General features: G+C 58.6%; 21 protein-coding genes. 12 read left to right on the forward strand and 9 right to left on the reverse strand.

The genetic code is table 11. The annotated features are described in order from the left end of the window. Nucleotides 1–465 precede the first annotated feature (465 nt). Both CLU92_RS00740 and CLU92_RS28455 read left to right on the forward strand, forming a co-directional pair. Nucleotides 466–5703 (forward strand): putative Ig domain-containing protein, encoded by a 5238-nt coding sequence (locus CLU92_RS00740; protein ID WP_143452498.1) that lies wholly within the window; start codon nt 466–468, stop codon nt 5701–5703. A gap of 424 nt (nt 5704–6127) precedes the next feature. Further along, nucleotides 6128–6736, forward strand: a complete 609-nt coding sequence (locus CLU92_RS28455; RefSeq protein ID WP_143452499.1) for a hypothetical protein — start codon at nt 6128–6130, stop codon at nt 6734–6736. A gap of 653 nt (nt 6737–7389) precedes the next feature. Here CLU92_RS28455 and CLU92_RS00750 read toward each other — a convergent pair. Next, a complete protein-coding gene (locus CLU92_RS00750) occupies nt 7390–8088 on the reverse strand; it encodes a hypothetical protein (protein ID WP_143452500.1) in 699 nt (232 codons plus the stop codon). A 712-nt stretch (nt 8089–8800) separates the two neighbouring features. Here CLU92_RS00750 and CLU92_RS00755 point away from each other — a divergent pair. Together CLU92_RS00755 and CLU92_RS00760 are read left to right on the forward strand one after the other, a co-directional pair. Then, nucleotides 8801–9175, forward strand: coding sequence for a VOC family protein (locus CLU92_RS00755; protein ID WP_243858209.1), 375 nt, complete (start codon nt 8801–8803; stop codon nt 9173–9175). A gap of 220 nt (nt 9176–9395) precedes the next feature. Next, the gene (locus tag CLU92_RS00760; protein WP_101480313.1) at nt 9396–9788 is read left to right on the forward strand and encodes a GFA family protein; all 393 of its coding nucleotides are present in this window, start codon (nt 9396–9398) and stop codon (nt 9786–9788) included. Nucleotides 9789–9960: 172 nt separating this feature from the next. On the opposite strand, the gene CLU92_RS00765 is transcribed toward CLU92_RS00760, so the two are convergent. The 3 genes from CLU92_RS00765 to CLU92_RS00775 all read right to left on the reverse strand — a co-directional run bounded on the left by CLU92_RS00765 (nt 9961) and on the right by CLU92_RS00775 (nt 11968). After that, nucleotides 9961–10344, reverse strand: coding sequence for a cytochrome c (locus CLU92_RS00765; protein ID WP_101480314.1), 384 nt, complete (start codon nt 10342–10344; stop codon nt 9961–9963). Nucleotides 10345–10603: 259 nt separating this feature from the next. Next, on the reverse strand, nt 10604–10999 hold the full coding sequence (locus CLU92_RS00770) for a hypothetical protein (protein WP_101480315.1): 396 nt from the start codon (nt 10997–10999) through the stop codon (nt 10604–10606). A 222-nt stretch (nt 11000–11221) separates the two neighbouring features. Beyond that, nucleotides 11222–11968, reverse strand: coding sequence for a hypothetical protein (locus tag CLU92_RS00775; protein WP_143452501.1), 747 nt, complete (start codon nt 11966–11968; stop codon nt 11222–11224). 304 nt (nt 11969–12272) lie between these two features. Here CLU92_RS00775 and CLU92_RS00780 point away from each other — a divergent pair, with 304 nt between their 5' ends. The 3 genes from CLU92_RS00780 to CLU92_RS00790 all read left to right on the forward strand — a co-directional run bounded on the left by CLU92_RS00780 (nt 12273) and on the right by CLU92_RS00790 (nt 13796). Then, nucleotides 12273–12680, forward strand: a complete 408-nt coding sequence (locus CLU92_RS00780) for a GNAT family N-acetyltransferase (protein WP_101480317.1) — start codon at nt 12273–12275, stop codon at nt 12678–12680. Nucleotides 12681–13035: 355 nt separating this feature from the next. Continuing rightward, nucleotides 13036–13233 (forward strand): DUF3079 domain-containing protein, encoded by a 198-nt coding sequence (locus tag CLU92_RS00785; RefSeq protein WP_101480318.1) that lies wholly within the window; start codon nt 13036–13038, stop codon nt 13231–13233. Between the two features lie 68 nt (nt 13234–13301). Next, entirely contained in the window at nt 13302–13796 is a 495-nt protein-coding gene (locus CLU92_RS00790) for a prolyl-tRNA synthetase associated domain-containing protein (protein ID WP_101480319.1), read from the forward strand. Nucleotides 13797–13808: 12 nt separating this feature from the next. Here the strand turns inward: CLU92_RS00790 and CLU92_RS00795 are convergent, their stop codons facing one another. Beyond that, nucleotides 13809–14954 (reverse strand): MFS transporter, encoded by a 1146-nt coding sequence (locus tag CLU92_RS00795; protein WP_101480320.1) that lies wholly within the window; start codon nt 14952–14954, stop codon nt 13809–13811. A 314-nt stretch (nt 14955–15268) separates the two neighbouring features. Between CLU92_RS00795 and CLU92_RS00800 the strand changes: the two genes are divergently transcribed. Then, nucleotides 15269–15829: a TetR/AcrR family transcriptional regulator gene (locus CLU92_RS00800; RefSeq protein ID WP_257560759.1), complete on the forward strand. Its 561-nt coding sequence runs from the start codon at nt 15269–15271 to the stop codon at nt 15827–15829. 3 nt (nt 15830–15832) lie between these two features. Here CLU92_RS00800 and CLU92_RS00805 read toward each other — a convergent pair whose 3' ends face one another. Further along, the gene (locus CLU92_RS00805; RefSeq protein ID WP_101480322.1) at nt 15833–16303 is read right to left on the reverse strand and encodes a GNAT family N-acetyltransferase; all 471 of its coding nucleotides are present in this window, start codon (nt 16301–16303) and stop codon (nt 15833–15835) included. Nucleotides 16304–16336: 33 nt separating this feature from the next. Beyond that, the gene (locus tag CLU92_RS00810) at nt 16337–16996 is read right to left on the reverse strand and encodes a hypothetical protein (protein WP_143452502.1); all 660 of its coding nucleotides are present in this window, start codon (nt 16994–16996) and stop codon (nt 16337–16339) included. Between the two features lie 165 nt (nt 16997–17161). Here CLU92_RS00810 and CLU92_RS00815 point away from each other — a divergent pair, with 165 nt between their 5' ends. After that, the gene (locus CLU92_RS00815; protein WP_101480324.1) at nt 17162–17818 is read left to right on the forward strand and encodes a tetratricopeptide repeat protein; all 657 of its coding nucleotides are present in this window, start codon (nt 17162–17164) and stop codon (nt 17816–17818) included. Here the strand turns inward: CLU92_RS00815 and CLU92_RS00820 are convergent. Next, nucleotides 17805–18785, reverse strand: a complete 981-nt coding sequence (locus tag CLU92_RS00820; protein WP_101480325.1) for a ribonuclease Z — start codon at nt 18783–18785, stop codon at nt 17805–17807. The two genes, CLU92_RS00815 and CLU92_RS00820, sit on opposite strands and share 14 nt — an antisense overlap. Nucleotides 18786–18883: 98 nt before the next feature. On the opposite strand from CLU92_RS00820, the gene CLU92_RS00825 reads away from it, so the two are divergent. From CLU92_RS00825 to msbA, 3 genes are all read left to right on the forward strand, one after another. Beyond that, nucleotides 18884–19135: a hypothetical protein gene (locus CLU92_RS00825; RefSeq protein ID WP_143452503.1), complete on the forward strand. Its 252-nt coding sequence runs from the start codon at nt 18884–18886 to the stop codon at nt 19133–19135. Then, complete coding sequence (locus CLU92_RS00830; RefSeq protein WP_143452504.1) at nt 19099–19482, forward strand: hypothetical protein; 384 nt, start codon at nt 19099–19101, stop codon at nt 19480–19482. The genes CLU92_RS00825 and CLU92_RS00830 overlap by 37 nt, the downstream gene beginning before the upstream one ends. A 109-nt stretch (nt 19483–19591) precedes the next feature. Beyond that, nucleotides 19592–21427 (forward strand): lipid A export permease/ATP-binding protein MsbA, encoded by a 1836-nt coding sequence (gene msbA / locus CLU92_RS00835; RefSeq protein WP_101480328.1) that lies wholly within the window; start codon nt 19592–19594, stop codon nt 21425–21427. Here msbA and CLU92_RS00840 read toward each other — a convergent pair. Beyond that, nucleotides 21424–21831, reverse strand: a complete 408-nt coding sequence (locus tag CLU92_RS00840; protein ID WP_101480329.1) for a hypothetical protein — start codon at nt 21829–21831, stop codon at nt 21424–21426. The two genes, msbA and CLU92_RS00840, sit on opposite strands and share 4 nt — an antisense overlap. Nucleotides 21832–21864 lie beyond the last annotated feature (33 nt).

The following is a 21864-nucleotide window of genomic DNA, read 5'->3' on the forward strand; positions in this document are numbered from 1 at the left end:
CAATATTGTGAAACTTTGCCTATCCACGTTTAATTCATATCTCCGCAGATCGCGAAATTAACAAGTTAATAATATTTGTAATTCCGACAAAGTTTGTCGGGAATTGCTTAGGTTTGCTCAGATTCAAATTAACATAATGTGTTGGATTTTAAGTAATGTTTTGTGATAATCTTTTTAATTTACATAATTACAAAAATAGATGTAGATATAGTCAATCGGTTTGCTAATAGTGTCTAACTAAAGTGTTATTTTTTTTGACACTCTCTCTTTTATCAGAGGGGGAAGTCTGGAGAGTTCATGAGAGTATCAATTTTCAACTTCATTCCTTGGCTGACGAAGAGAATGGTGTCCGCCGGATTACTGCTCGTAGCCTTGCTGCTTGTGAATGTCGCGCAAGCAGCAGGTCCCACGATTGTCTCGCCACCGTCCGGCACTGTCTTGCCGACCATACCGGTAGGTCAGGTGATGAACATTGCGATCACAGCGGTATTAGATGGTGATGGGCGGCCGATCGACAGGTGGGCTGAATGCGACATCGACGACCCCGATTACGACGGTGTCACACCATGCCTACCACCAGGACTGATACTAGACGCTTCCCCTGGCAGTTTGACTACCAGGCTGTATGGTTCGCCTACCAAGGCGGGCAACTACACGTTTGCCATCGGAGTCAACGACCAGAGCAACCGCGGCGGCGTCGCAACCTATACCTTAGTCGTTACCGGTAGTGCCAATCCGACATTGACTTCGCTTACCCCTGCCAGTGGAAGTAGCTCCGGCGGAACTTCGGTGACACTGACTGGTACCAATCTGACTGGTGCAACAGCAGTCAGTTTTGGCGGTACTGCAGCCGCCAGCTTCATCGTCAACAGCGCCACGACGATTACCGCCACGACACCTGCCCATGCAGCAGGCGCGGTGAATGTGATCGTTACAACTTCAGGTGGAACAGCCACGCTGACCAACGGTTATACATATACACCACCACCTCCTCCTCCTCCGCTGGCCAATGCAGTCAGCGCCACGGTGGCGGCCAACAGCAGCGCCAATCCCATCACCCTGAGCCTCGGCGGCGGCGCAGCCACCAGCGTGGCGGTGGCATCGGCCGCCAGCCATGGCACGGCGACAGCCAGCGGCACGGCCATCACCTACACGCCAACAGCCGGCTACTCGGGCACGGACAGTTTTACTTACACGGCGACGAACGCCGGAGGCACCTCCAGCGCAGCGACGGTAACGATCACTGTCAGCGCACCCACCTTGATCCTGACGCCGGCCTCACTGGGCAATGGCACGACGGGCACGCCTTACGCTGCCACCATCAGTGCCGCTGGCGGCACCGCACCGTATAGCTTCGCCATCACCGCGGGCACCTTGCCGGCAGGCCTGAGCCTCAATACTAGCACCGGCGCGATTAGCGGCACGCCTACTACCAGCGGCACGACGAACCTGACCATCACGGCCACCGATGCCAACAGCGTGACGGCTTCGAAGCCTTACACCCTGGTGATCGGTGTCCAGGCGCCAGTGGCCAATGCCGTCAGCGTCACAGTTGCCGCTAACAGCAGCGCCAATCCCATTACGCTCAACCTGAGCGGTGGCACCGCCAGCAGCGTTGCCATCGCCAGCGCCGCCAGCCATGGCACGGCGACAGCCAGCGGCACGGCCATCACGTACACGCCAACAGCCGGCTACTCGGGCACGGACAGTTTTACTTACACGGCGACGAACGCCGGAGGCACCTCCAGCGCAGCGACGGTAACGATCACTGTCAGCGCACCCACCTTGATCCTGACGCCGGCCTCGCTGGGCAATGGCACGATGGGCACGCCTTACGCTGCCACCATCAGTGCCGCTGGCGGCACCGCACCGTATAGCTTCGCCATCACCGCTGGCTCCTTGCCGGCAGGCCTGAGCCTCAATACTGGCACCGGCGCGATTAGCGGTACGCCTACTGCCAGCGGCACGACGAACCTGACCATCACGGCCACCGATGCCAACAGCGCGACGGGTTCGAAGCCTTACACCCTGGTGATCGGTGTCCAGGCGCCAGTGGCCAATGCCGTCAGCGTCACAGTTGCCGCTAACAGCAGCGCCAATCCCATTACGCTCAACCTGAGCGGTGGCACCGCCAGCAGCGTTGCCATCGCCAGCGCCGCCAGCCATGGCACGGCGACAGCCAGCGGCACGGCCATCACGTACACGCCAACAGCCGGCTACTCGGGCACGGACAGTTTTACTTACACGGCGACGAACGCCGGAGGCACCTCCAGCGCAGCGACGGTAACGATTACCGTCAGCGCACCCACCTTGATCCTGACGCCGGCCTCACTGGGCAATGGCACGACGGGCACGCCTTACGCTGCCACCATCAGTGCCGCTGGCGGCACCGCACCGTATAGCTTCGCCATCACCGCTGGCACCTTGCCGGCAGGCCTGAGCCTCAATACTGGCACCGGCGCGATTAGCGGTACGCCTACTACCAGCGGCACGACGAACCTGACCATCACGGCCACCGATGCCAACAGCGTGACGGCTTCGAAGCCTTACACCCTGGTGATCGGCGCCCAGGCGCCAGTGGCCAATGCCGTCAGCGCCACAGTGGCCGCCAATAGCAGCGCCAATCCCATTACGCTCAACCTGGGCGGCGGCACTCCCACCAGCGTGACGGTGGCATCGGCCCCCAGCCATGGCACAGCCACGGCTAGTGGAACCAGCATCACGTACACGCCAAATGTCAACTATTCGGGCACGGACAGCTTTACTTATACGGCAACGAACGCTAGCGGTACCTCCAGTGCTGCCACCGTGACGATCACCGTCAACGCGCCGACGATCAGCGTAGGGCCGGCAAGCATGCCATTGGGTAAGGTTGCTCAATTGTATAGTGTTCAATTGACAGCGGCAGGCGGTACCGCACCATATGACTATGTGGTGGCGAATGGCAGTGCTTTGCCGCCTGGCATGAGCCTCGGCATCACGGGACAGGTGATTGGTACACCCACAGCCAGTGGCGAGTTCACCTTCGACATTCAGGCAATCGATGCGCATGGTTTTACCGGAAGCCGCACATATACGCTAGTCGTGGCGTCAGCGACCATTAGTCTGGCGCAGGCCCGCTTGCCCAACCCCACAGCGGAAAGTGTCTATGGCGCGAGCCTGACTGTGACTGGGGGCACCGCGCCCTATCATTTTGAGGTGAGCGGCAATTTGCCGCCCGGTCTGGTGCTCGACATGCTCACCGGTACGCTGTCCGGCACGACGAATGTGGCGGGCAGCTTCTCCTTCAGCATCAAGGTCACGGATAGCAGCACAGGCGTGGGTGCACCTTATAGTGTTAGCCAAAACTATACGCTGGTGGTAGCCGCGCCAGCCTTGACGCTCTCGCCGTCCAGCTTGGCCGGCACCCGTGCCGGCGACGCCTATCGTCAGCGGTTTACGGCTGCGGGCGGCGTCGCGCCGTACGCGTATTCCCTGAGCAGCGGCGCCTTGCCGGCTGGACTGACGCTCGATGCGGCGACCGGCATCGTCAGCGGCACGCCGACGGTGGCGGGCAGTTACAACTTCACCTTGCACGCCAGGGATGCGCACCAGTTCACGGTGCAGCAAGCGTTGACCCTGCAGGTGAATCAGGCGCCGCCACAGATTGCCAATGAAACGGCGACCACCCCGGTCAACCAGGGGTTGAGCCTGACCATCGTTTCCACCGATGGCAGCCCGATCACCGACGTCACCATCGTCACGCCGCCGCAGAACGGGCGCGTCACGGTGGTGTCGACGGGAGCACTGGCGCGCATGGCGCGCGCCGTGGGCGCGAGCTTCAAGTTGACGTATGTGCCGAATGCCGACTACTTTGGTCCTGACGCCTTCAGCTACACGGTCACGGGCCCTGGAGGCACGTCCGCGCCGGCCACGGTCAGCGTGACGGTGGCGCCGCAGCCAGTGCCCGTGCCTGTCGCCAAAACGGCGACGGTATTGGCCGGCACGCCGGTGACCCTGCATGTGACGGAAGGCGCCACCGGCGGCCCGTACACGGCAGTGGCCATCACCACGCAGCCTGTCAGCGGCACGGCAACGGTCAGCGGCATGGATATCCTCTACACGCCAGGCATCAACACCAGCGGCGACATCAGCATCGGTTACACCGTGTCGAACGTGTTCGGCACTTCGGCGCCGGTGAAATCGACGATCAGGGTCAATCCGATGCCGCAAGTGCTCAACCTGAGCGCCACGGTGGTGGCCGGCCTGACGGTAACCGTCGATCTCACTGCGGGCGCCACGGGCGGTCCGTTCACGGCGGCCAATGTGCTCAGCGTCACGCCGGCGGAGGCGGGCAAGGCGGAGGTGCGCGACGTGGGCACGGCCGGCAAGCCGTCGTACCAGCTGAGCTTTGCTGCGTCGGGCAAGTTTGCCGGCGCGGCTGTCGTCAGCTACACCCTGAACAATGCCTTTGCCACCTCGAAGCCGGGCGTGGTCAACGTGACCGTGACGGCGCGTCGCGATCCGTCGGTCGATCCGGAAGTGATCGGCTTGCAGGCGGCGCAAGCCGATGCGGCGCGGCGCTTCGCCAGCGCGCAGCTGTCGAACTTCACGCAGCGCCTGGAAAGCCTGCATGGTGACGGCTGGGGACGTTCCAACTTCGGCCTGAGCATGACGCCGCCGAACGATAGTGGCAACCCGACGGCGGCGCTGGCGCGCTGGCAGGAGCAGGAAGCAGACCGTGCTTTCGGCACGAATCCACGTAAACAAGGACGTCGCACCACCCTGAAAACGGGTGTACAGCAGCCGGGGGCAGCAAGAAGCGGTACCGAGGCGGACTCAGCCGCCTTGCCGGACATGCCGCAAAAGCCGGACGCACAGAAACGGGCCCTGTCCCTGTGGCTTGGTGGCGCGGTCGATTTCGGCCAGCATTATGTGAAGGGCCGCGATACGGGCTTCCGATTCCGCACCAATGGCGTCAGTGTGGGCGGCGATTACCGCCTCAGCGACCTGGCGACCCTGGGCGTGGGTGCCGGTTTCAGCCATGACCGCAGCGACGTGGGTCAGAACGGCAGCCGCAGTACGGCCGACAGCGCCGTGGCGGCCGTGTATGGCAGCCTGCGTCCGAGCAAGGGTGTCTTTGTCGATGGCGTGCTCGGCTACGGCACATTGCAATACGACGCCTCGCGTTACCTGAGCGATGGCAGCGGTTTTGCCACCGGCGAACGTGACGGCAAGCAGGTGTTCGGCGCGCTGGTAGGTGGCATGGAGATGCGCCAGGAAACCTGGATGTGGTCGCCATATGGCCGGGTGGAACTGATGTCGGCCAAGCTCGATCCGTACACGGAGAAGGCGGCGGGCATCAATGCCCTGAGCTACTTCAAGCAGACCGTGCGTTCGCGCATCGGCGCGCTGGGCGTGCGAGCCGAGGGCATCTATGTCGGCGGCCTGGGCACGTGGTTCCCGCGTGCGCGGCTCGAGTACCGCCACCAGTTCCAGGGCGCCGATGATGCGCGCCTGGCGTATGCCGACCTGGCGGCGGACGGTCCCGTGTATGTGATCCGCACCTTGCCGCAGCAGACGGGCAACTGGACGGCGGGGCTGGGCATGAAGCTGCTGCTGTCGAACGGTACGACACTGACTCTGGACTACAACAGCAATCTGAGTATCGATAGCGGGCGTACCCAGTCGGTTATGTTTGGCGTGGAAGTACCGTTGAAATAGTCGAAGGAAAAGTATACATATCGCCCCCCTAGCCTGAGCTCGTCGCAGGCAAGGGGCGTGATGCAATCACTCCACTGATCTTGAGGAGTCGTATTTATTTGATATCATTTTTTCACCGCCTCCTATATTATCTATAAGTTAAATCAGCAAAGCAGTTTGTGGATCGGTACCTTTGGTCTGAATAGTTCGCTCCACAAACGTAAAATGCACCGCATAGATGGCTGCTTATACGGACGTTAGAATGTCATTTTTACGAAGCAGAAACGGGCTGAAAGCCCGCGTGGTTGTTGAGTTCCTTGTCGAGTTTCCCAAGCTTGCGATAGAACGCTGTTAGCTTGGGCTAACGCATGCTTTGCAACGTTGTCTTTGCACAGCAAAATTGTTTCCGCATCATATGTATGTGGTCGCCAACACAGTACGTTGCATGGTTGTGAAAAAAACATTGCGTACGGAACGATATCGCGCGCCCAGCTTTCACGGCACGCAATGCACAAGTCTGTATCTGAATGCCAGAATTGCCCCTCGCGTCCTGTTCCTCAGCAAGTGCTACAAGAACGGCCCGCACGCCGGTTTCCTCCTATACATGGCCGACGTCGCCGCCGACACTCAGGACGTGGACAAGCTGCGCCAGGCCATGCGCGACAGCAAGGGGCCGGGCAACTTCCGTAAACTGTTCATGTACGCGGGCCGAACGGCAAGAAGGACGGCATCCAGATTCTGCCCGCTATATAGGGCTCTTTTGACTCAAATCTGCGCCATGGCCGAAGGCGCATGTGCACTGGCGGGGCGGGGCGAAGAGGTGGGCGTGCGTTTTGCCGGTTTTTGGCGCACTTTGAACGGATTTTCGCGCGCGTGGTGCGATGGTGGGAATGCTGATTTTTGTGCCCTGACGGGGCTGTATTGTAGGCCCAAAGCCTATGCCCATTCGATACTGGCCAGGGGAGTTGCAGGGGGCGTAGCGGTGTACTCTGGCTACAATAATAGGTGTTTTTCTCCTGTGCCTCCTCGCGTTCTTATCTGCATGATTTCATAGCCTTTTGATAGTTAAATTTTTACTGCTTCAAAAACTTGATTAAATAAAATATTTACTCAAAAATGGAAATATAAGTTATCTTTAAGGCAAATAAGAAGAGACATTTTTCTCTTTGTTAATGGGGCAAAAATGCACTCTAATAACTTTGATGTACCCATACCAGCTACTGCAGCTAACCAAAATTATGACTGTTTAAGGCATGACGGTCTTACTGCGCAAAAAGTCGACGTTGGAGTCATTTTTCAAGAAATGCTAGGCACAGCGACTGCGGCCGCATACCTGGCAAAAAACAAAGTTCCTATGCACGTGGCCCTCCGGGTATTGACCCAAACGCGCCGCAAGGCAATGAAATGAGGGTGTTGCTATTGGTGCAGAGTCACAGAGGTACGAAAAAAGGCTGTCAGTTTGTTGTCATTCCTACGCTGTAACAGCCTCTAAAAAATCCAAACAATGACAGCCTTATTTTTGCTAACTACTTGATTCTAAAAAGTTAAGTTGTGGAGGCGGCGGGAATCAAACCCGCCGCGCGCGAAGTCCACTTTGGAGCAGTCCAGGGCTACGGGTTCGGAAATACGCAAGCCGGTTCAGAATGCAAGCTGCAACAGCTTGCGGCCCTTAGCGGTTGCGTGCGTGAAGATGCGTGCTCATGGGGTTTAATTGTCGATCAAGGAACCCAGCATGGCGTGCGCTTGCAGATCGCTCCGGGCCGCCGCCTGTTCCTCGCCGCTTAAAATCCAGTGCGTCCTGCCGTCTTGCGTATGACTGCTGCCATATGCCTGCATCGCTTTGTGCAATGCCTGTTGACGCTCCGGCGGCAGCGCGTCGAGCCTGGACTGGCTGAAAATACTGATGGGATAAACGTCGCGTATGTGCTCATACTGCAGCCCTTTGCGCTTGATGGCGCCCCAGTTATTGCCAGGATCGGGCCTGGCTGGTACATACGGATGGGCTTCATCGATTATCCGGTAGCCGCGTGCGTAACCCGTACCATAGCCTAGCGTTTCGCTGTAGCCGTACACATAATCGCAATGATCGAGCAAGCCAGATATGCCCTCTGCGCATTGAAACAGCTGCGCCAGCGGCATCTTGCTGGCGTGGATAGCCAGCATCAGCGAACAGCTATGTGAATACAGGGCAAGAACGTCGCAGTTCGCCCACTCGTCTATATTGTCGGGTGGTACGACCCGAGGCGAATACAGGCTGATGCTGTCGGCATCAGGTGCGAACAGGGTTTTCTCGTAGTTTTTCTGCGAAAACTTGACGACCTTGCCGGTCTTGCTGCCGTAGCGGTCGACGCGCTCGCCCACTTGCTCAAACCAGGCAAACAGTTGCGCGCTGGCGGCGGCAGGCATAAATGGGCTATTCTTTTTGAATTCGCCTACCAGGAAATGAAATTGCTCCATGTGTCACCATAGTGAATGTGCTGCGCGCATGATGCCATGCGCGCGGCCATGCGGCTAGTGTGCGAGAGAGTGTGCGGGGGGCGAATGCTGTCGTGACTTTCATCGTAAAGCGGCCTGAGTAGACGGGAAATATTAGTTTGCCGATGGGGAGAATTGTTTGCGAGGTAGTCTGGTAGGTATGGTTGTTCAATTGTTCGTAAGAGGCGCATAAAACCTGTTTATTCGCATTACACGGTTTCCGCCACAACGATGAGAGTAAGCCCTTGATTATCAGGGAATAATTTTTTTGCTCAAAATTTCACGATGCATAGATCTGATATTGGCCCTGGTACCGAGGACTAGTCACCTTGCGTTTTCGATAATTTTTTTGCAAGAAATGTGACTGTTCAGCAGCTAAGCAGATCCAGGCATTGAGCTGGATAGGATTCAGCGGTGCCCCCCCGCCGCCGGCTGGTGTGGGTAACGCTTCCCCCCGCAAAATTCATCCGCATAATACTGAGCCGTTTTGGGACCGTAAACCCTATGAAAGGGCGGCTTGGCGCCACCATCGTGCAGAGAGGCGTTGAGGCGGTGCCTGTAGCGGGTATTATGGTCAATCCGAGTAACTGGGAGGTTCTTCCCAAAATGGAAGGAGGGGATGTTGAGAACGCAGAAAAGATGCATGGGCTATGTGGCCATCGTCGTCGACGATTACGATCGGGCGATCGAGTACTACACAGAAAAACTCGGATTTACGGTGGTCGAAGATACGCCACAAGCAGGGAAACGTTGGGTGGTTGTAACGCCGAACCCAGAAAGCGACTGTAATCTTTTGTTGGCGCGTGCCTCAAACGACAGGCAGGAGGTATTTATTGGCAATCAGTGTGGCGGGAGGGTTTTCCTATTTCTTCACACAGACGATTTTTGGCGAGATTATGGTGCCATGAAGGCTGCGGGCGTTCACTTTTGTGAGGAACCGAGGCAGGAAGAGTATGGAACGGTCGTGGTATTTGAAGATCTCTACGGAAATCGCTGGGACCTGTATCAAAACAAATGATGACTGGTCGCAGCGCATTCATTGTCTGCGGTAAACGCGATGGATGCCGCATCGCTCGTCCAGGTCGCCGGATGGTAAATCCTGACCCTCGCGCCCGCACAGCCCTCGCGCTCCGTACCGTGCTTTCTGTTTTGGGTTCTGAAAAATTCCACCAGGTGTACCTTGTCCGTCCAGAAGTACTGTGTAAAAATACAGTGTCAACATTCAAAAAGGACACTTCATGATCAAAGGCAGTTGCTGCTGTGGTTCGGTAAAGTTTGAATTGGCATCCCCCCCAAGCATGATGGGCATGTGTCACTGTTCTCGTTGTCGGAAGGCCGGAGCGAGTGCCTTGGCCTTCGTTGATAAAAATTCCTTTTCCTTGCTGGAGGGGCGAGAATTTATTCAACGATATGAGCCAGAGCCTCCCTTTAAATACGCAAGAACTTTTTGCAAAAACTGCGGGACTTCTTTGGGGGAAATTGGCTCAGAGAATGATTCATTTCCGGTGTCAGTTAACTGCCTGGATGATGACCCTGAGGTAAGAATACAATTTCATGTTTATGTTGGTTCCAAGCCGGCATGGTATGAAATTTGTGATCATGCAAAACAGTTCCAAGAAAGTCCAACATAGAAAAGAGCCAGTCAGTTGACTGGCTTTTTTATCGCACTCTTGATATTTTGAAGAATTTCGATGTTCGTTCTCTGCCTTCGCGCCCTGCCGTGAGATTCGAACGGCTGGGCCTGCCGGTCCAGCCCGCCCTTAATCCACCAACGGCAGCATCGCGTCCACCTCGGATCTCAAATCATCGACTCTTTGAAATCACACCACTCATGTATTGATTTAAATCGCGAAAATCCTGGACCTTCCATGCGTACGGCGATATTTTTACGCCATTTTCTCGCAAAGTTTTTGGAATCAAGTCGCCATTTGGGCGAAGTATGACTGATGAAACAATGACGCCCGGATAGTCTTTTAGTCGTTTTTTGAAAGCCGATGTTGTAAGATCAGGTGTTGGAGGAGCGCTTTTATTCGCCAATGGTCCGGTTCCTTTGATATCTATTCCGTGGCACATGGCGCATCTCTGTACATAGAGATTTTTCCCGTTAACATTATCCGCGAAGGATGGAGGCGTTTGAATGAGCGATAGCATTCCCAGGGAGGAAATGAAGAATATGTTGATTTTCATGGGGTATTGTCGCATCAATAAAATCTGAGTCGATTATTGTATATGCTGTTGTTCGCTTGCACTAGGCCGGAGATTTCAGGCGCGAAATTGTGGTGGCAGTGCCAAGGCAGTTCCGCGTACCGCAGGCGCGCGTTCGCGGTTCTGCTTATCTCATCGGCTGAGCCAGATTCTGCGACGTCCAGCACATCAGGTCGTGTACAAACAGCAGGCCTGATCCTCGCGACCATGGACAGTTAAATCGATCATGCCCCCGCCGTGATCATTTATGCGCCATCGGCCTCTTATCGATTGGTACGAACACTTGCCATTTCTTTTGCATGGTAGGCTTGACGGTCTTGTCGCAAATCACAGCGACATTCGGCCCAGACAGGCCATGGCTTTTCGGAACCCATGCCACCCGCAAAGATAGGGCACATTTGGCAACCAGAATCTTCCGGTTCGGCTCCATGGCCTGCCACCGTGTTCCATTTTTCAGATTCTCTGCTGCAATGAACTTTACAGCTGCATCCCTTATCTCAAACAATCCATGTATGTCACCTCTAGTCCGATCTTCGTCAAGCGTGCTAGCGAGTGGCGATGAAATACCCGCAACAAGAAAAAAGGAGCCAGCAAGGGCGGCGTACAGGCGTTTATTCAATCGTAACGGTAGCAACATATTTACAATCCTTGCCAAGTTTTCTCTTTATCAGACAGGTTTTAGCGTGCCTGCTACGTGACCTGAGCGCCCCGGTCTTGATGGGTGTTAATTGTGGGCATGCGTCTTGTCTATGGCACGGCTGGCACCGTACGACGCGCCAGCCCCTGCCCGCATGACGGAAGCGCTTATTGCGCCATGACCTGGCATGTGCGCGTTGGCGTGTTCCACGCCATGACAAAGTCAGGCTTCTTCATTCCGTCTGAATACGAATTGTTGGCGGCTAATGCCTTGCGTGACAAAGTCTGCATCCGGCGGTATCGTTTCCCAGAAAAATACATGTTTGAAAATTGGGATTTTGTTGAATTTTCGCGAACGAAATATCCATCTGTTTTTCGTAAAATCGCTGTAGCGGTCCCCTTTGAACTGCTGGTGTACAGCCGTGAAAGGAAGCAGTCTCTCCGCAATGTCCGGGAAAGAATAATCTGGATGGTCGTCTTTGATTTTTTCAAAAATGGCAAACTGATCTCTGCAGATGACTTGAATGGCCGTTTCCGGGAAACGATAGCGCGGCGACCACAGGACATTCCAGCCTGATTCTATTTCATTGATGAAATTTACCAGGCGAGGCGTCATGATATAGGCGTCAGACTCGATGTGGATGATTTTATCCACGCCTAATTCATTGGCCACCTTGACCGAGTGGAGAAAACTGCGCCACCAGCCAGGGTAGTCAGCCCCGCTTTGTCGTCCAAGATTGTTATCGAAGCGAATGATGAGATTTTTGTCTGTATTTGAAGCCAGCGGAGCGCTATGGGAAATTGTATTGATGATTTCGGCGGGTGGAAGAAATGGCGAGCCATCGTCAATCATTATTTTTTTTATTGCATTGATTGGTATGTCTTCGTAATAATCGAGCCACCGTTGATACCGGCTTTCCCATGATGGGGCATCTTTTATAAAGCTGGTGCAGAATATAATGGCTTTCATTTGCTAAGCACATTCCTTGTGGCTAAAAAATACGGGTTATTCATGATCTAATCACTAAATTTTTGAACTATTTTAACAGATTGGGGGCGCTTGAATAAGCGTGGCGGCATGCCAGCGATGTGGTCGTTGGCAGCATCGAGCCTCTGGCGCCTCTCGTTCTCGACGCTGGCGCTCAAGCATCGGCGCCAGGGACCCGACTTTTCACTTATGTCGTATCGTCCACATGCCTGGACCATCGCTGCCTGGTTATACTATTTGCATAGAAGAGATTTCGCATGGGCGATTTCCTTGCACCCGTGAACCGATGAAAAATATCACTGTCGAATATCGTCATAACTTTCCTCTTGATCCGTTGGATGTTGCTCGTGTCTTCGATCATTCCGGCATCAAGCGGCCCACCAGCGAGCTCCCGAGAATCGCGCGCATGTTTGCCGCGCCTTGCCTCTTGCTGTCGGCATGGGTGGATGGCGAGCTCGTGGGGTTGGCCCGGTCGCTGACCGACTATGCGTATTGCTGTTATCTCTCGGACCTGGCGGTAGACAAGCAATACCAGGGCCTGGGTATCGGCAAAGAGCTGGTCAAGCGCACCCAGGCAGTCATCGGCGACGAAGTGTCCCTGATATTGCTCTCCGCTCCCGATGCCATGTCCTACTATCCGACGCTTGGTTTTGAAGCTGCCGGCAATGCATACGTTATTCGGCGCAAACATTGAGTGAGCGCTTTCAGGCACTTTTGCGCCCCCAAGAAACGCCTCTACGCCTTCGCCGAAACGCTGGCACAAGACCCCGCTCGCCTCGCCAAGACGCTAGCCCAGACCCCACTTGGGCCTGTAAGGCAGCCACGGCCTGTTCGCCTCCGACCTGTGGCGGGAAAGCATCAAAGCGGGACACTGATGGCAGTGTCAATGTCGCGCGTATCGTGCTGGCAGGGTACTGCGCTTTGCCGCCACACCACCCATCTGCGCAGAATTGATTCCGGACAAGTTTCCCACCGAAATGCATTTGACCGGCGTCTGCGCCTGGCCTAGAGTCAACAGTAAGACCTCAACCGACTCCGTCGCCCCTCCCATGGCCAAGCCTTTTCCCTTGAAGCCCAAGAACCCCGAACGCATCTGCTGGGGCTGCGACAAGTATTGTCCGCCGGACGCCATGCGCTGCGGCAATGGTTCCGAGCGCACGCAGCATCCGATCGAGCTGTTTGGAGAAGGCTGGAATGACTGGGGGCTGGCGGCGGCCGACAGGGAAGAGGCTGAGAAAACACCTTGACGGTGACAGCCAGCTAACGAAGCAGCGACCCGCTACAATTGCTCATCGCGCCGAGTTGAGGAAGCACAATGCATGAAACCCTTTCCCGCTGGCTGGCAAGCAACGCCGGTGATGACACTTTGGTCGAGCACCCGGCCGTGCACACCATCGATGAAGCTCTGATTCACGTGCCGGCCATGCCGGGCCTGATGGTGAAAAACCTGTTCGTACGCGACGAGAAGGGCCGCCGGCATTTGCTCGTCATCGTTCCCTTCGACAAGCGCATCGACTTGGCTGCGCTGGGGCGCTTGCTGCCGGCCAGCAAGCTGAGCATGGCCTCGCCCCAGCGCCTGCAGCAGCACCTGGGCATCACGCCCGGATCCGTCAGCCTGTTTGCCCTGATACACGACAGCGCGCAGGCGGTGGAATTGGTGCTGGACCAGGCCGTGTGGGAAGCTGAATTTGTGCAAGCCCATCCGCTGCGCAACACGGCCACGGTGGCGCTGTCGCACGCCGCCCTGGTCAGTTTCCTCACGCATACAGGCCATGTGCCCCGCATCGTGACGGTGCCGGCGGCTGATTAAACGGCAGCTATTTCAATGCCCGGCGGCGGGTGCGTTACCGCTGCGCCGTCCCGGTCGGAAGCCATGTTTGCAGGCCGACCAGGCGAGCACGAAAGCCAGCACGAGCAAGGAAAGCATGGCCCATGGGAAGGCGCCCGCGCCCCAGGTTTCCAGCAGGGCGCCGCCCACCACGCCCGCAGCCGCAATCGCTCCATTCCACGCCACCACATTCATCGACAAGGCCACGTCGGCGCCGCTGCCGGCCGTGTCGGCCAGCGCCGTTTGCAACAGCGTTGCCGCGCCGCCAAAGCTCAGGCCCCAGACGGCCATGCCGGCATAGATGACCGCAGGCATGTGCGAGGCCAGGCCCAGCACGAGGGCCGTTGTGGCGAACATGGCCAGGCTGGACAGCACGGTGGCGCGCAAGTGGCGTTCAACCAGCTTGCCCGTGATCCAGATGCCAGCCATGGCGGCGGCGCCGAAGACGAGCAAGACCAAGTCGATGCGGCCCGTCAATCCGGCAGGCGCCACGAACGGGGCGATGTAGGTGTAGAGAATGTTGTGCGCCAGCATCCAAGCAATGACGACGGCCAGCACGGGACGCACGCCGGGCGTCGTGAAGACGCGGCGCAGGGGCATGCGCTCATGGACGGACTGGCCCGGGTAGTCCGGCACCTTCGCCAGCACCCAGGCGATGAGGATCAATGTCAGTGCGGAAATGATCCAGAACGCGGCGCGCCAGCCGACCAGCGAACCGAGCAAGGTGCCCAACGGCACGCCCAGGGACAGGGCGACGGGTGCGCCCACCATGGCCAGCGCCAGGGCGCGGCCTTGCTGCTGCGGCGCCACCATGCGCCGCGCATAGCCGGCCAGCAAGCTCCACGCCAGCCCGGCTGCCATGCCGGCAAAGAAGCGGGCCGCCAGTGTCAGCCAGTAGTGGGATGACAGGGCCGTGACGGTATTGAACACGAGAAAGCCGATGACGGTGAGCAGCAGCACCTTGCGGCGTCGCCAGCCGCGCGTGGCGATGGTAAGCGGAATGGCTGCCAGCAAGGAACCGAGGGCATAGGCCGTGACCATTTGCCCGGCCATCGCGGCGCTGATGCCGAGTCCCGCACTGATCTGCGGCAGCAAGCCGGCGGGCAAGGTTTCCGTGACGATGCAGATAAAACCCGTCATTGCGAGGGCCAGGAGGCCCGAGACGGGGAGGCGGAGGGCCAGCGCTGGGCTGGGTCCGGTGGTGAGCGTGACGTGATGCAAAGCTGAATATCCTTGGAAGTGTGACGAGTCGGCCAGGCGCAGGAGTGCCCCTGAGCGTCGCTGCGGAATATATGTATCGATCGGTACAAATATAGGCGATGGGGTGCAGCGTTGTCAATGACTTCTGTATCGAGTAGTATGTAAGTGGCTTTTAAGTGGATGAGAAGGAGCGATGGATGGCGCAAATGGGACGGCCGCGCACGTTTGACCGGCAGGCAGCGGTCGAGCAGGCCATGTTTTTATTTTGGCAACAAGGGTATGAATCCACGTCCTTGAGCCAGCTCAAGGCGAGCCTGGGAGGCGGCATTTCCGCGCCCAGCTTTTACGCGGCGTTCGGCTCGAAGGAAGCGTTGTTCCGCGAGGCGGCGCAGTGCTACCTGGATACCTTTGCGCGCGTGACGGAGTGTTTGTGGGACGAAGGCATGGCGCCGCGCGCGGCCATCGAGCTGGCCTTGCGCCAGTCGGCCAGCATGCAGTCCGAGCCGGGTCACCCTCCCGGCTGCATGGTGGCGCTCGGCTGCATGAGCGCGCCGACGGCCGAACATGCGGCCGTGGCCGAGCCGCTCACGGCATCGCGCGCGCGCACGCGCAGCGGCTTCGTGCATTGCGTCGAGCGTGGCATGGTCAGCGGCGAATTGCAGGCGGGTATAGACGCGTACGCGCTGGCGGCTGTCTTCGACAGTTTCTTGTCGGGCGTCTCCATCCAGGCCCGCGATGGCGTGGCCTACGCCGTGTTTGATGCAGCCATTACGCAGATCCTGCGCGTGTGGGATGCCAACCGCGTGTTGAGCTAGACGCTAGGCCGGAAAGCGAAACTCCAGTACGTCGTCGCCATACTTGTCTGTCTCGCCCGTAGCGGTCCAGCCCAGGTAGCGGTAAAAGCCGTAGGAGCGCGAGGCGGGGTCGCTGGAACAGCCGAGGAACAGCCGTTGATGGCCCTGCGCGCGCAGCTGCGCCATGATCCCCTCCAGCAAGGTCTTGCCGATGCCCAGTCCTTCGAATTCCGGCAGCAGGGCCAGGACGATGATTTCGCCCGTGTCGCGCTCGCCAAAGCAGTAGCCGACCAGCTGGCCGTCGTGGTGGCAGACCTGGCCGGGCAGGCTGCCCGAGCGCATCATCTCGGCCCAGGATTCGGCCGTGATGCCCACCTCGGCCAGGCGTTCACTGGAAATGGCGTTTTGCCGCGTCTTGCCGCGCAATGCGATGAAGGCGGCTGTATCGTCCGCATTGGCGGCATGGAAGGTGATGGAAGCGGGATGTGTCGTCATGTGTGCGTGAATGGTTGGATGGAATTGAGGGATTTACTCCCAGGGTTTGCGCATGATTTGCGCATGGCGCTGCCAGTCAACTACTTTGGTATTTTCGATGGCCTGCTGGCCTGGATTGCCGCTATCGATGATTTCATCCTTGACGAGTATCAAGTCATTCTTTTCATTTAAGCGATACTCCCGATAGCGCTCGCAATCCTGCTCGCGCCGGGCGATGGCAATTAATCTGTTCGCCTGCCAGGCATAGCTGTCTTCATAAAAGCATTGTGCCGCGCAGCCGCAATTGGCGATGCCGCCCGCGATTCCTTGATCTGCAATGCTGATGTCCAGATTCGGAATTGCTGATAATGGTTTGTTGAAACTGTATTTTTTCGCTTGCGCATCCCATAGCCACACATCGGAACAGCGGACGCGTCCCTGGCTATCCGTGTAGCCGGTGACCCACAGGTCGGCATGGCCGTCGAAATTCATGTCCAGCAGCAGCGCGTGCAAATTGCCCGTGCCGCTGCTGCTGCAACTGCCAGGTATCCATTGCTTCCCGATTTTCAGCTGGTAAGTCTGTTTTTCATCGTGATTCGCATAGCGGATATCGGCGGCTTGCCGCACTTTGCCTGTCGCGGCTTTGTCCAGGTGCAGCGTGCCGCAATAAGCCGAGGTGGAAATCATGGATAAAAGCAGAGCAATCAATTTCATGGCGATATTCGTGGGCGGGCATTGAGGCACAATGCCCCGATGGCATCAGGCGGAGAGTGATCATACTGCATGATTTGGGCAATATGCCACACCATTCCCTATCGTGCATTCTGCGCGGAACAGTGCTGTGTACAATGCCCAAAAATCCCCGATTAAGGAATTCTTATGACATCCTCTCCCGAATCTTTTAATGAAGCGGGCATCCTCGCTTATAACGACGGTCATCACGCCGAAGCATTCAAGCAATTCGACGCGGCCGCGCGCACGGGCGATCCTGCCGGCCAGCATTTATTGGCCAGCCTGTATTACCAGGGGCATGGCGTCGAGCAAAATTTGCCGAAGGCGGTAGAACTGTTCACGGCGGCCGCGCAAGCGGGTTTTCCGCCCTCGCTGGCCAATCTGGCCTTGATGTATGCGAGCGGGGATGGCGTCGCGCAAGACATCGCGCAATCGCTGGCCTATGGACGCCAGGCGGCCGAGGCGGGCGATGGCCAGTCGCAATTCAACCTGGCGCAGGCGTACCGCAAGGGCGATGGTGTACCGCAAGACTTTGCCGAGGCGGCGTTCTGGTACAAGCAGGCGGCCGAAGCCGGTTCCCTGTCGGCGCAGAATGAATATGGCTTGCTGTACGCGCAAGGGCAGGGCGTGGAACTCGATTACGTGCAAGCGTATGCATGGATCGCCATGCCGGCCGAGGCGGGCAGCGTGCAGTCGGTCAAGAACCGCGACCAGTTGCTGGAAATCCTCACGCCCTCACAGCAGCAGGCGGCGCGCGCGCTGGCGGCCGAGTATGCGGCGCAGTACGGCGTCAATCCCCACTGAACGACGATTTTGCCGCCAACTTGGTGAGCACGCCCGCCGCATCGATCTCATAACTGTCGAAGTCGCGCGCCAGGAACAGTTCACCCGAGTAATGCAGCCGCGCTTCCGCTTCCAGTTCGGCCATGCCGTCCGCATTGTGATAGCGGGCGCTGAAGTGGGTGAGGATCAGGTTCGGCAAGCGCACCGCTTCGGCAAACTGCGCCACGCGCTGCACGGAACTGTGCGTGGGACCGGGGCCTACTTTTTGCAGCATCGCTTCCGTGTAGGTGGCTTCATGTACGAGCAACTGCGCGTCCGCGCAAGCCTCTGCCAGCAACGCTGGCGTGTCGTTGTCGCCGCCGATCACCACCGTGGCGCGCTGCGTTTCCATCTGGCGGAAAGTGGCAGCGTGCAAGACCGTGCCATCGTCGAGTCGCGCATCCTGGCCCGCCTGCAAGAGCCCCCAGGCGGGGCCGGGCGGCGCACCAGCCGCCTGCAGGGCGGCCTTGTCCAGCTTCCACCTGCTCGTTTCCAGCGCAAAACGGTAGCCCACGCTAGGTGCGCGGTGCGATAGCGCATGGCGCTCGATGGTCAAGCCCGCCTCTTGGTGGAGCACTTGCGCGCTGTCGACGTCGATGTGGATCAGCGGATACGTCAGGAACAGTTCCGTGTGCAGCAGGGTGGCGTCGATCCAGGCCTTGATGGCGGCCGGGGCGATCAGCAGCAAGGGCTTCTTGCGCCCCGTCATGGAGGCGCTGGCGAGCAAGCCCGGCAGCCCATAGCTGTGGTCGCCATGCACATGAGTGATGCAGATGCCCACCAGGTCGTGCACGGACAAGGGCAGGCGCTGCAGCCGGTGCTGCGTGGCTTCGCCGCAATCGATCATCCACCAGTCGCGGTTGTGCGTGGTTTGCAGGGCCAGCGACGTGACGTTGCGGTGGCGCGTGGGCACGCCGGAAGACGTGCCAAGAAAAGTCAGTTTGAACATGCCCGCATTATGCGGCAGCCGTGCCGGCTTGCCAACGTTCTGTTCCTCAGTGCGCCGACGGCACGGCATCGGTGCGGATGGCCGGCGAGGCGGGCGTCATGGTTGTCGTTTTGTGCTGCGATAGCACGGTGACCATGGGCATGCTGCGGCAAATGCGTGGCGTAGGCTATGATGGCGTCACCAACAAGGACAGGCTGCTGGATATTTCCACTGCGCTGTCGTCGGCGATCTATTATGTGCCTGGCATCGATGCATTGCTGGCAATGGGTATTTCGCCGGCCATTCCCGATTATTACTTGACAAGGAGTTTTCCATGCGTATTCGTCCCGCCACATTGCTGTCCGGCCTGATACTCGGCAGCGTCGTCTTCAGCGCATCCGCTTCCGCCGTCGGGCTGGGTTTCCTGGCCGACACGCCGATGGCTTACCTGAACAAGAACGACAAGCCTGTCTTCGTGAAAGCCGTCACCGACGTGCTCAATGACAAGAAGGATGGCGAAACCGTGCAATGGAGTAATGAAGGCTTGCGCAATTCCGTGCGCATCGCCGCCGAAATTACGGCCAGCGACACGGAAAAGACGGATGCGCAAACCTGCCGCAAGGTGCAGGTGGGCTTGAGCGCCAAGGGTCAGGAACAAACCCTCAAGCTGAAAGTCTGCAAAGCCGGCACGGCCGCCTGGAAAGTGGCGAAGAGCTGATTGCCCGTGCATTGCCCTTGCCGGTTCTGTACCGGCAAGGCGAAGACTTTCTCATAAGTAAGTGTTGCAGCGGTTAGAATCACGCTTTACCTTCACTTTTACCATCTGCATGCAGCAAAGTCGCCTCCTGTTTTTCCGCCTGGTCGGCCAGTTTCGCCGCTACGGCGCCATCGTTGCCGCCACTTTGCTGGCCGTGGGCGTGGCGTCCGCCACCGATGTGTTGTTAATCCGCCAGCTACAAAACGTCGTTGACGCCATGCGCACGACGGCCAGCGCACAGGTCGCGCCTGCGTCCGGCGTGATGGGCATGCTGCAGGGCTGGGTCGACCGTTTCCTGCCGGCGCAGGCAGGGCAGGTGGACTTGTGGGTCATCCCCGCCACCATCCTGGGGCTGGCCGTGCTGCGCATGGTGTCCAGTTTTGCCGGCGATTACGGTTCCGTATGGCTATCAAGCCGTGTGCAGGCCGACCTGCGCGAAAAGATGTTCGCCACCATCATGCGTCTGCCCAGCCGCTTTTTCGATACCACCACCACCAGCTTGACGCAGTCGCGCGTGGCCTTCGACGCCAGCCAGGTGTCGCAGGCGGGCTTGAACGTGCTCAATGTGATGGTGCGCGATTCCGTCGCCACCATCGGCTACCTGATCCTGTTGTTCAGCATCGATGTGAAACTGGCCCTGTTCTGCATGGCGTCGATGCCCATCGTGGCCATCGTCGTGACCCTGGCCGGAAGGCGCATGCGTCATTTGAGCAAGAGTTCGCAGCAAGCCGTGGGCGAGCTGACCTCCGTTCTGGACGAAAGCATAGCCGGCCAGCGCGTGGTGAAAATCTTCGGCGGCCAGGATTATGAACAGGCGCGCTTCGTTGACGTCGTCAAGCGCAACCGCCAGCTGGCCGTCAAGCATGCAGCTACCTCGGCCATGAATTCCGGCTTCATCATGATGCTCGTCGGCATTACCCTGTCTTCCGTGATTTATTTCGCCATGTTGCGTGCGCAAAGCGGCGCCATCACGCCGGGCGCCTTCGTTGCCTTCATGGGCGCGCTGATGGCGATGCAGTCGCCGATCAAGAATTTGACCAAGATCAATGAACCGCTGCAACGGGGCCTGGCGGCGGCCGAATCCGTCTTCGGCCTGATCGACACGCCGCTGGAACCGGACCCGGGCAGCATCGCCCCGGCGGCCGTGCAAGGCAATCTGTCGCTGCAAAACGTTCAATTCCGCTACAACAGTGACGATCCCGATGCGCCCACGGCCTTGAGCGATATCACGCTCGACATCCGCGCCGGCGAAACGGTGGCCCTGGTGGGCGGCTCCGGTGGCGGCAAGACAACCTTGCTGGGTTTGCTGCCGCGCTTCTATGACGTCAGCGGCGGCCAGATCCTGCTCGATGGCGTGGACCTGCGCGACTACGCCTTGCTGGCCCTGCGGCGCCAGTTCGCCCTCGTCAGCCAGGACGTGATCTTGTTCAACGACACGATGGCGGCGAATATCGCGTATGGCGACCCGGCCCCGGACATGGCCCGCATCGAAGCGTCGGCGCGCGCCGCCTACGCGCACGACTTCATCATGCAGTTGCCGCAAGGTTATGCAACGCAGGCTGGCCAGAACGGTTCGCGCCTGTCGGGCGGACAACGCCAGCGCCTGGCCATTGCGCGTGCCCTGTACAAGGACGCGCCTATCCTCTTGCTCGACGAAGCCACCAGCGCGCTGGACACGGAGTCGGAGCGGCAGGTGCAGGCGGCGCTGGAAGTGCTGATGCGCAAGCGCACCACCATCGTCATCGCCCACAGGCTGTCCACCATCGAAAGCGCCGACCGCATCGTCGTCATGCAGGGCGGGCGCCTGGTGGAATCGGGCAGCCATGCCGCCTTGCTGCAACAGGGCGGCGCGTATGCGCGCCTGCATGCAAGCCAGTTGTCGCCTGTCAAGGATGGCGCGGCTTAGAACACGTGAATTTCCTGTAATACCAGCCTGGCGCCCAGCGCCGTGCTCTCCACACGAAACGTGGCGGTGAGATCGGACCAAACGCCATTCAGGGGCAGCGAATGGCGCGCTTCGGCAAGCGCCGCGCCGCCGTCCTGGCTGGCCGGGCGCTCGACGCAGCGCTCCTGCCGCGTGCCGCTGGCCTCTGCCGCCGGCGTGACGCGATATACCGTGCCATCCGCATACGGCTCCGGCGAACCATACCCTTCGATCACGACGCGCAGCAGCGCCGGCGTCCAGCCGTAATACGCGTCGTGCGCCGTGCGCGCATGGGCGCACGCGTAATCGCCGCGCGCCAGGTCGGCGATCCAGGCATCGATGATGTCCAGTATCTGGGTGTCGCCAGGGCGCGCGGGCAAGTGCATGGATTTCTTTCGTGACGGGGGAAAACGTTGCTT

The organism is Janthinobacterium sp. 61 (assembly GCF_002846335.1).
In the GTDB taxonomy this organism is placed as follows: domain Bacteria; phylum Pseudomonadota; class Gammaproteobacteria; order Burkholderiales; family Burkholderiaceae_D; genus Janthinobacterium.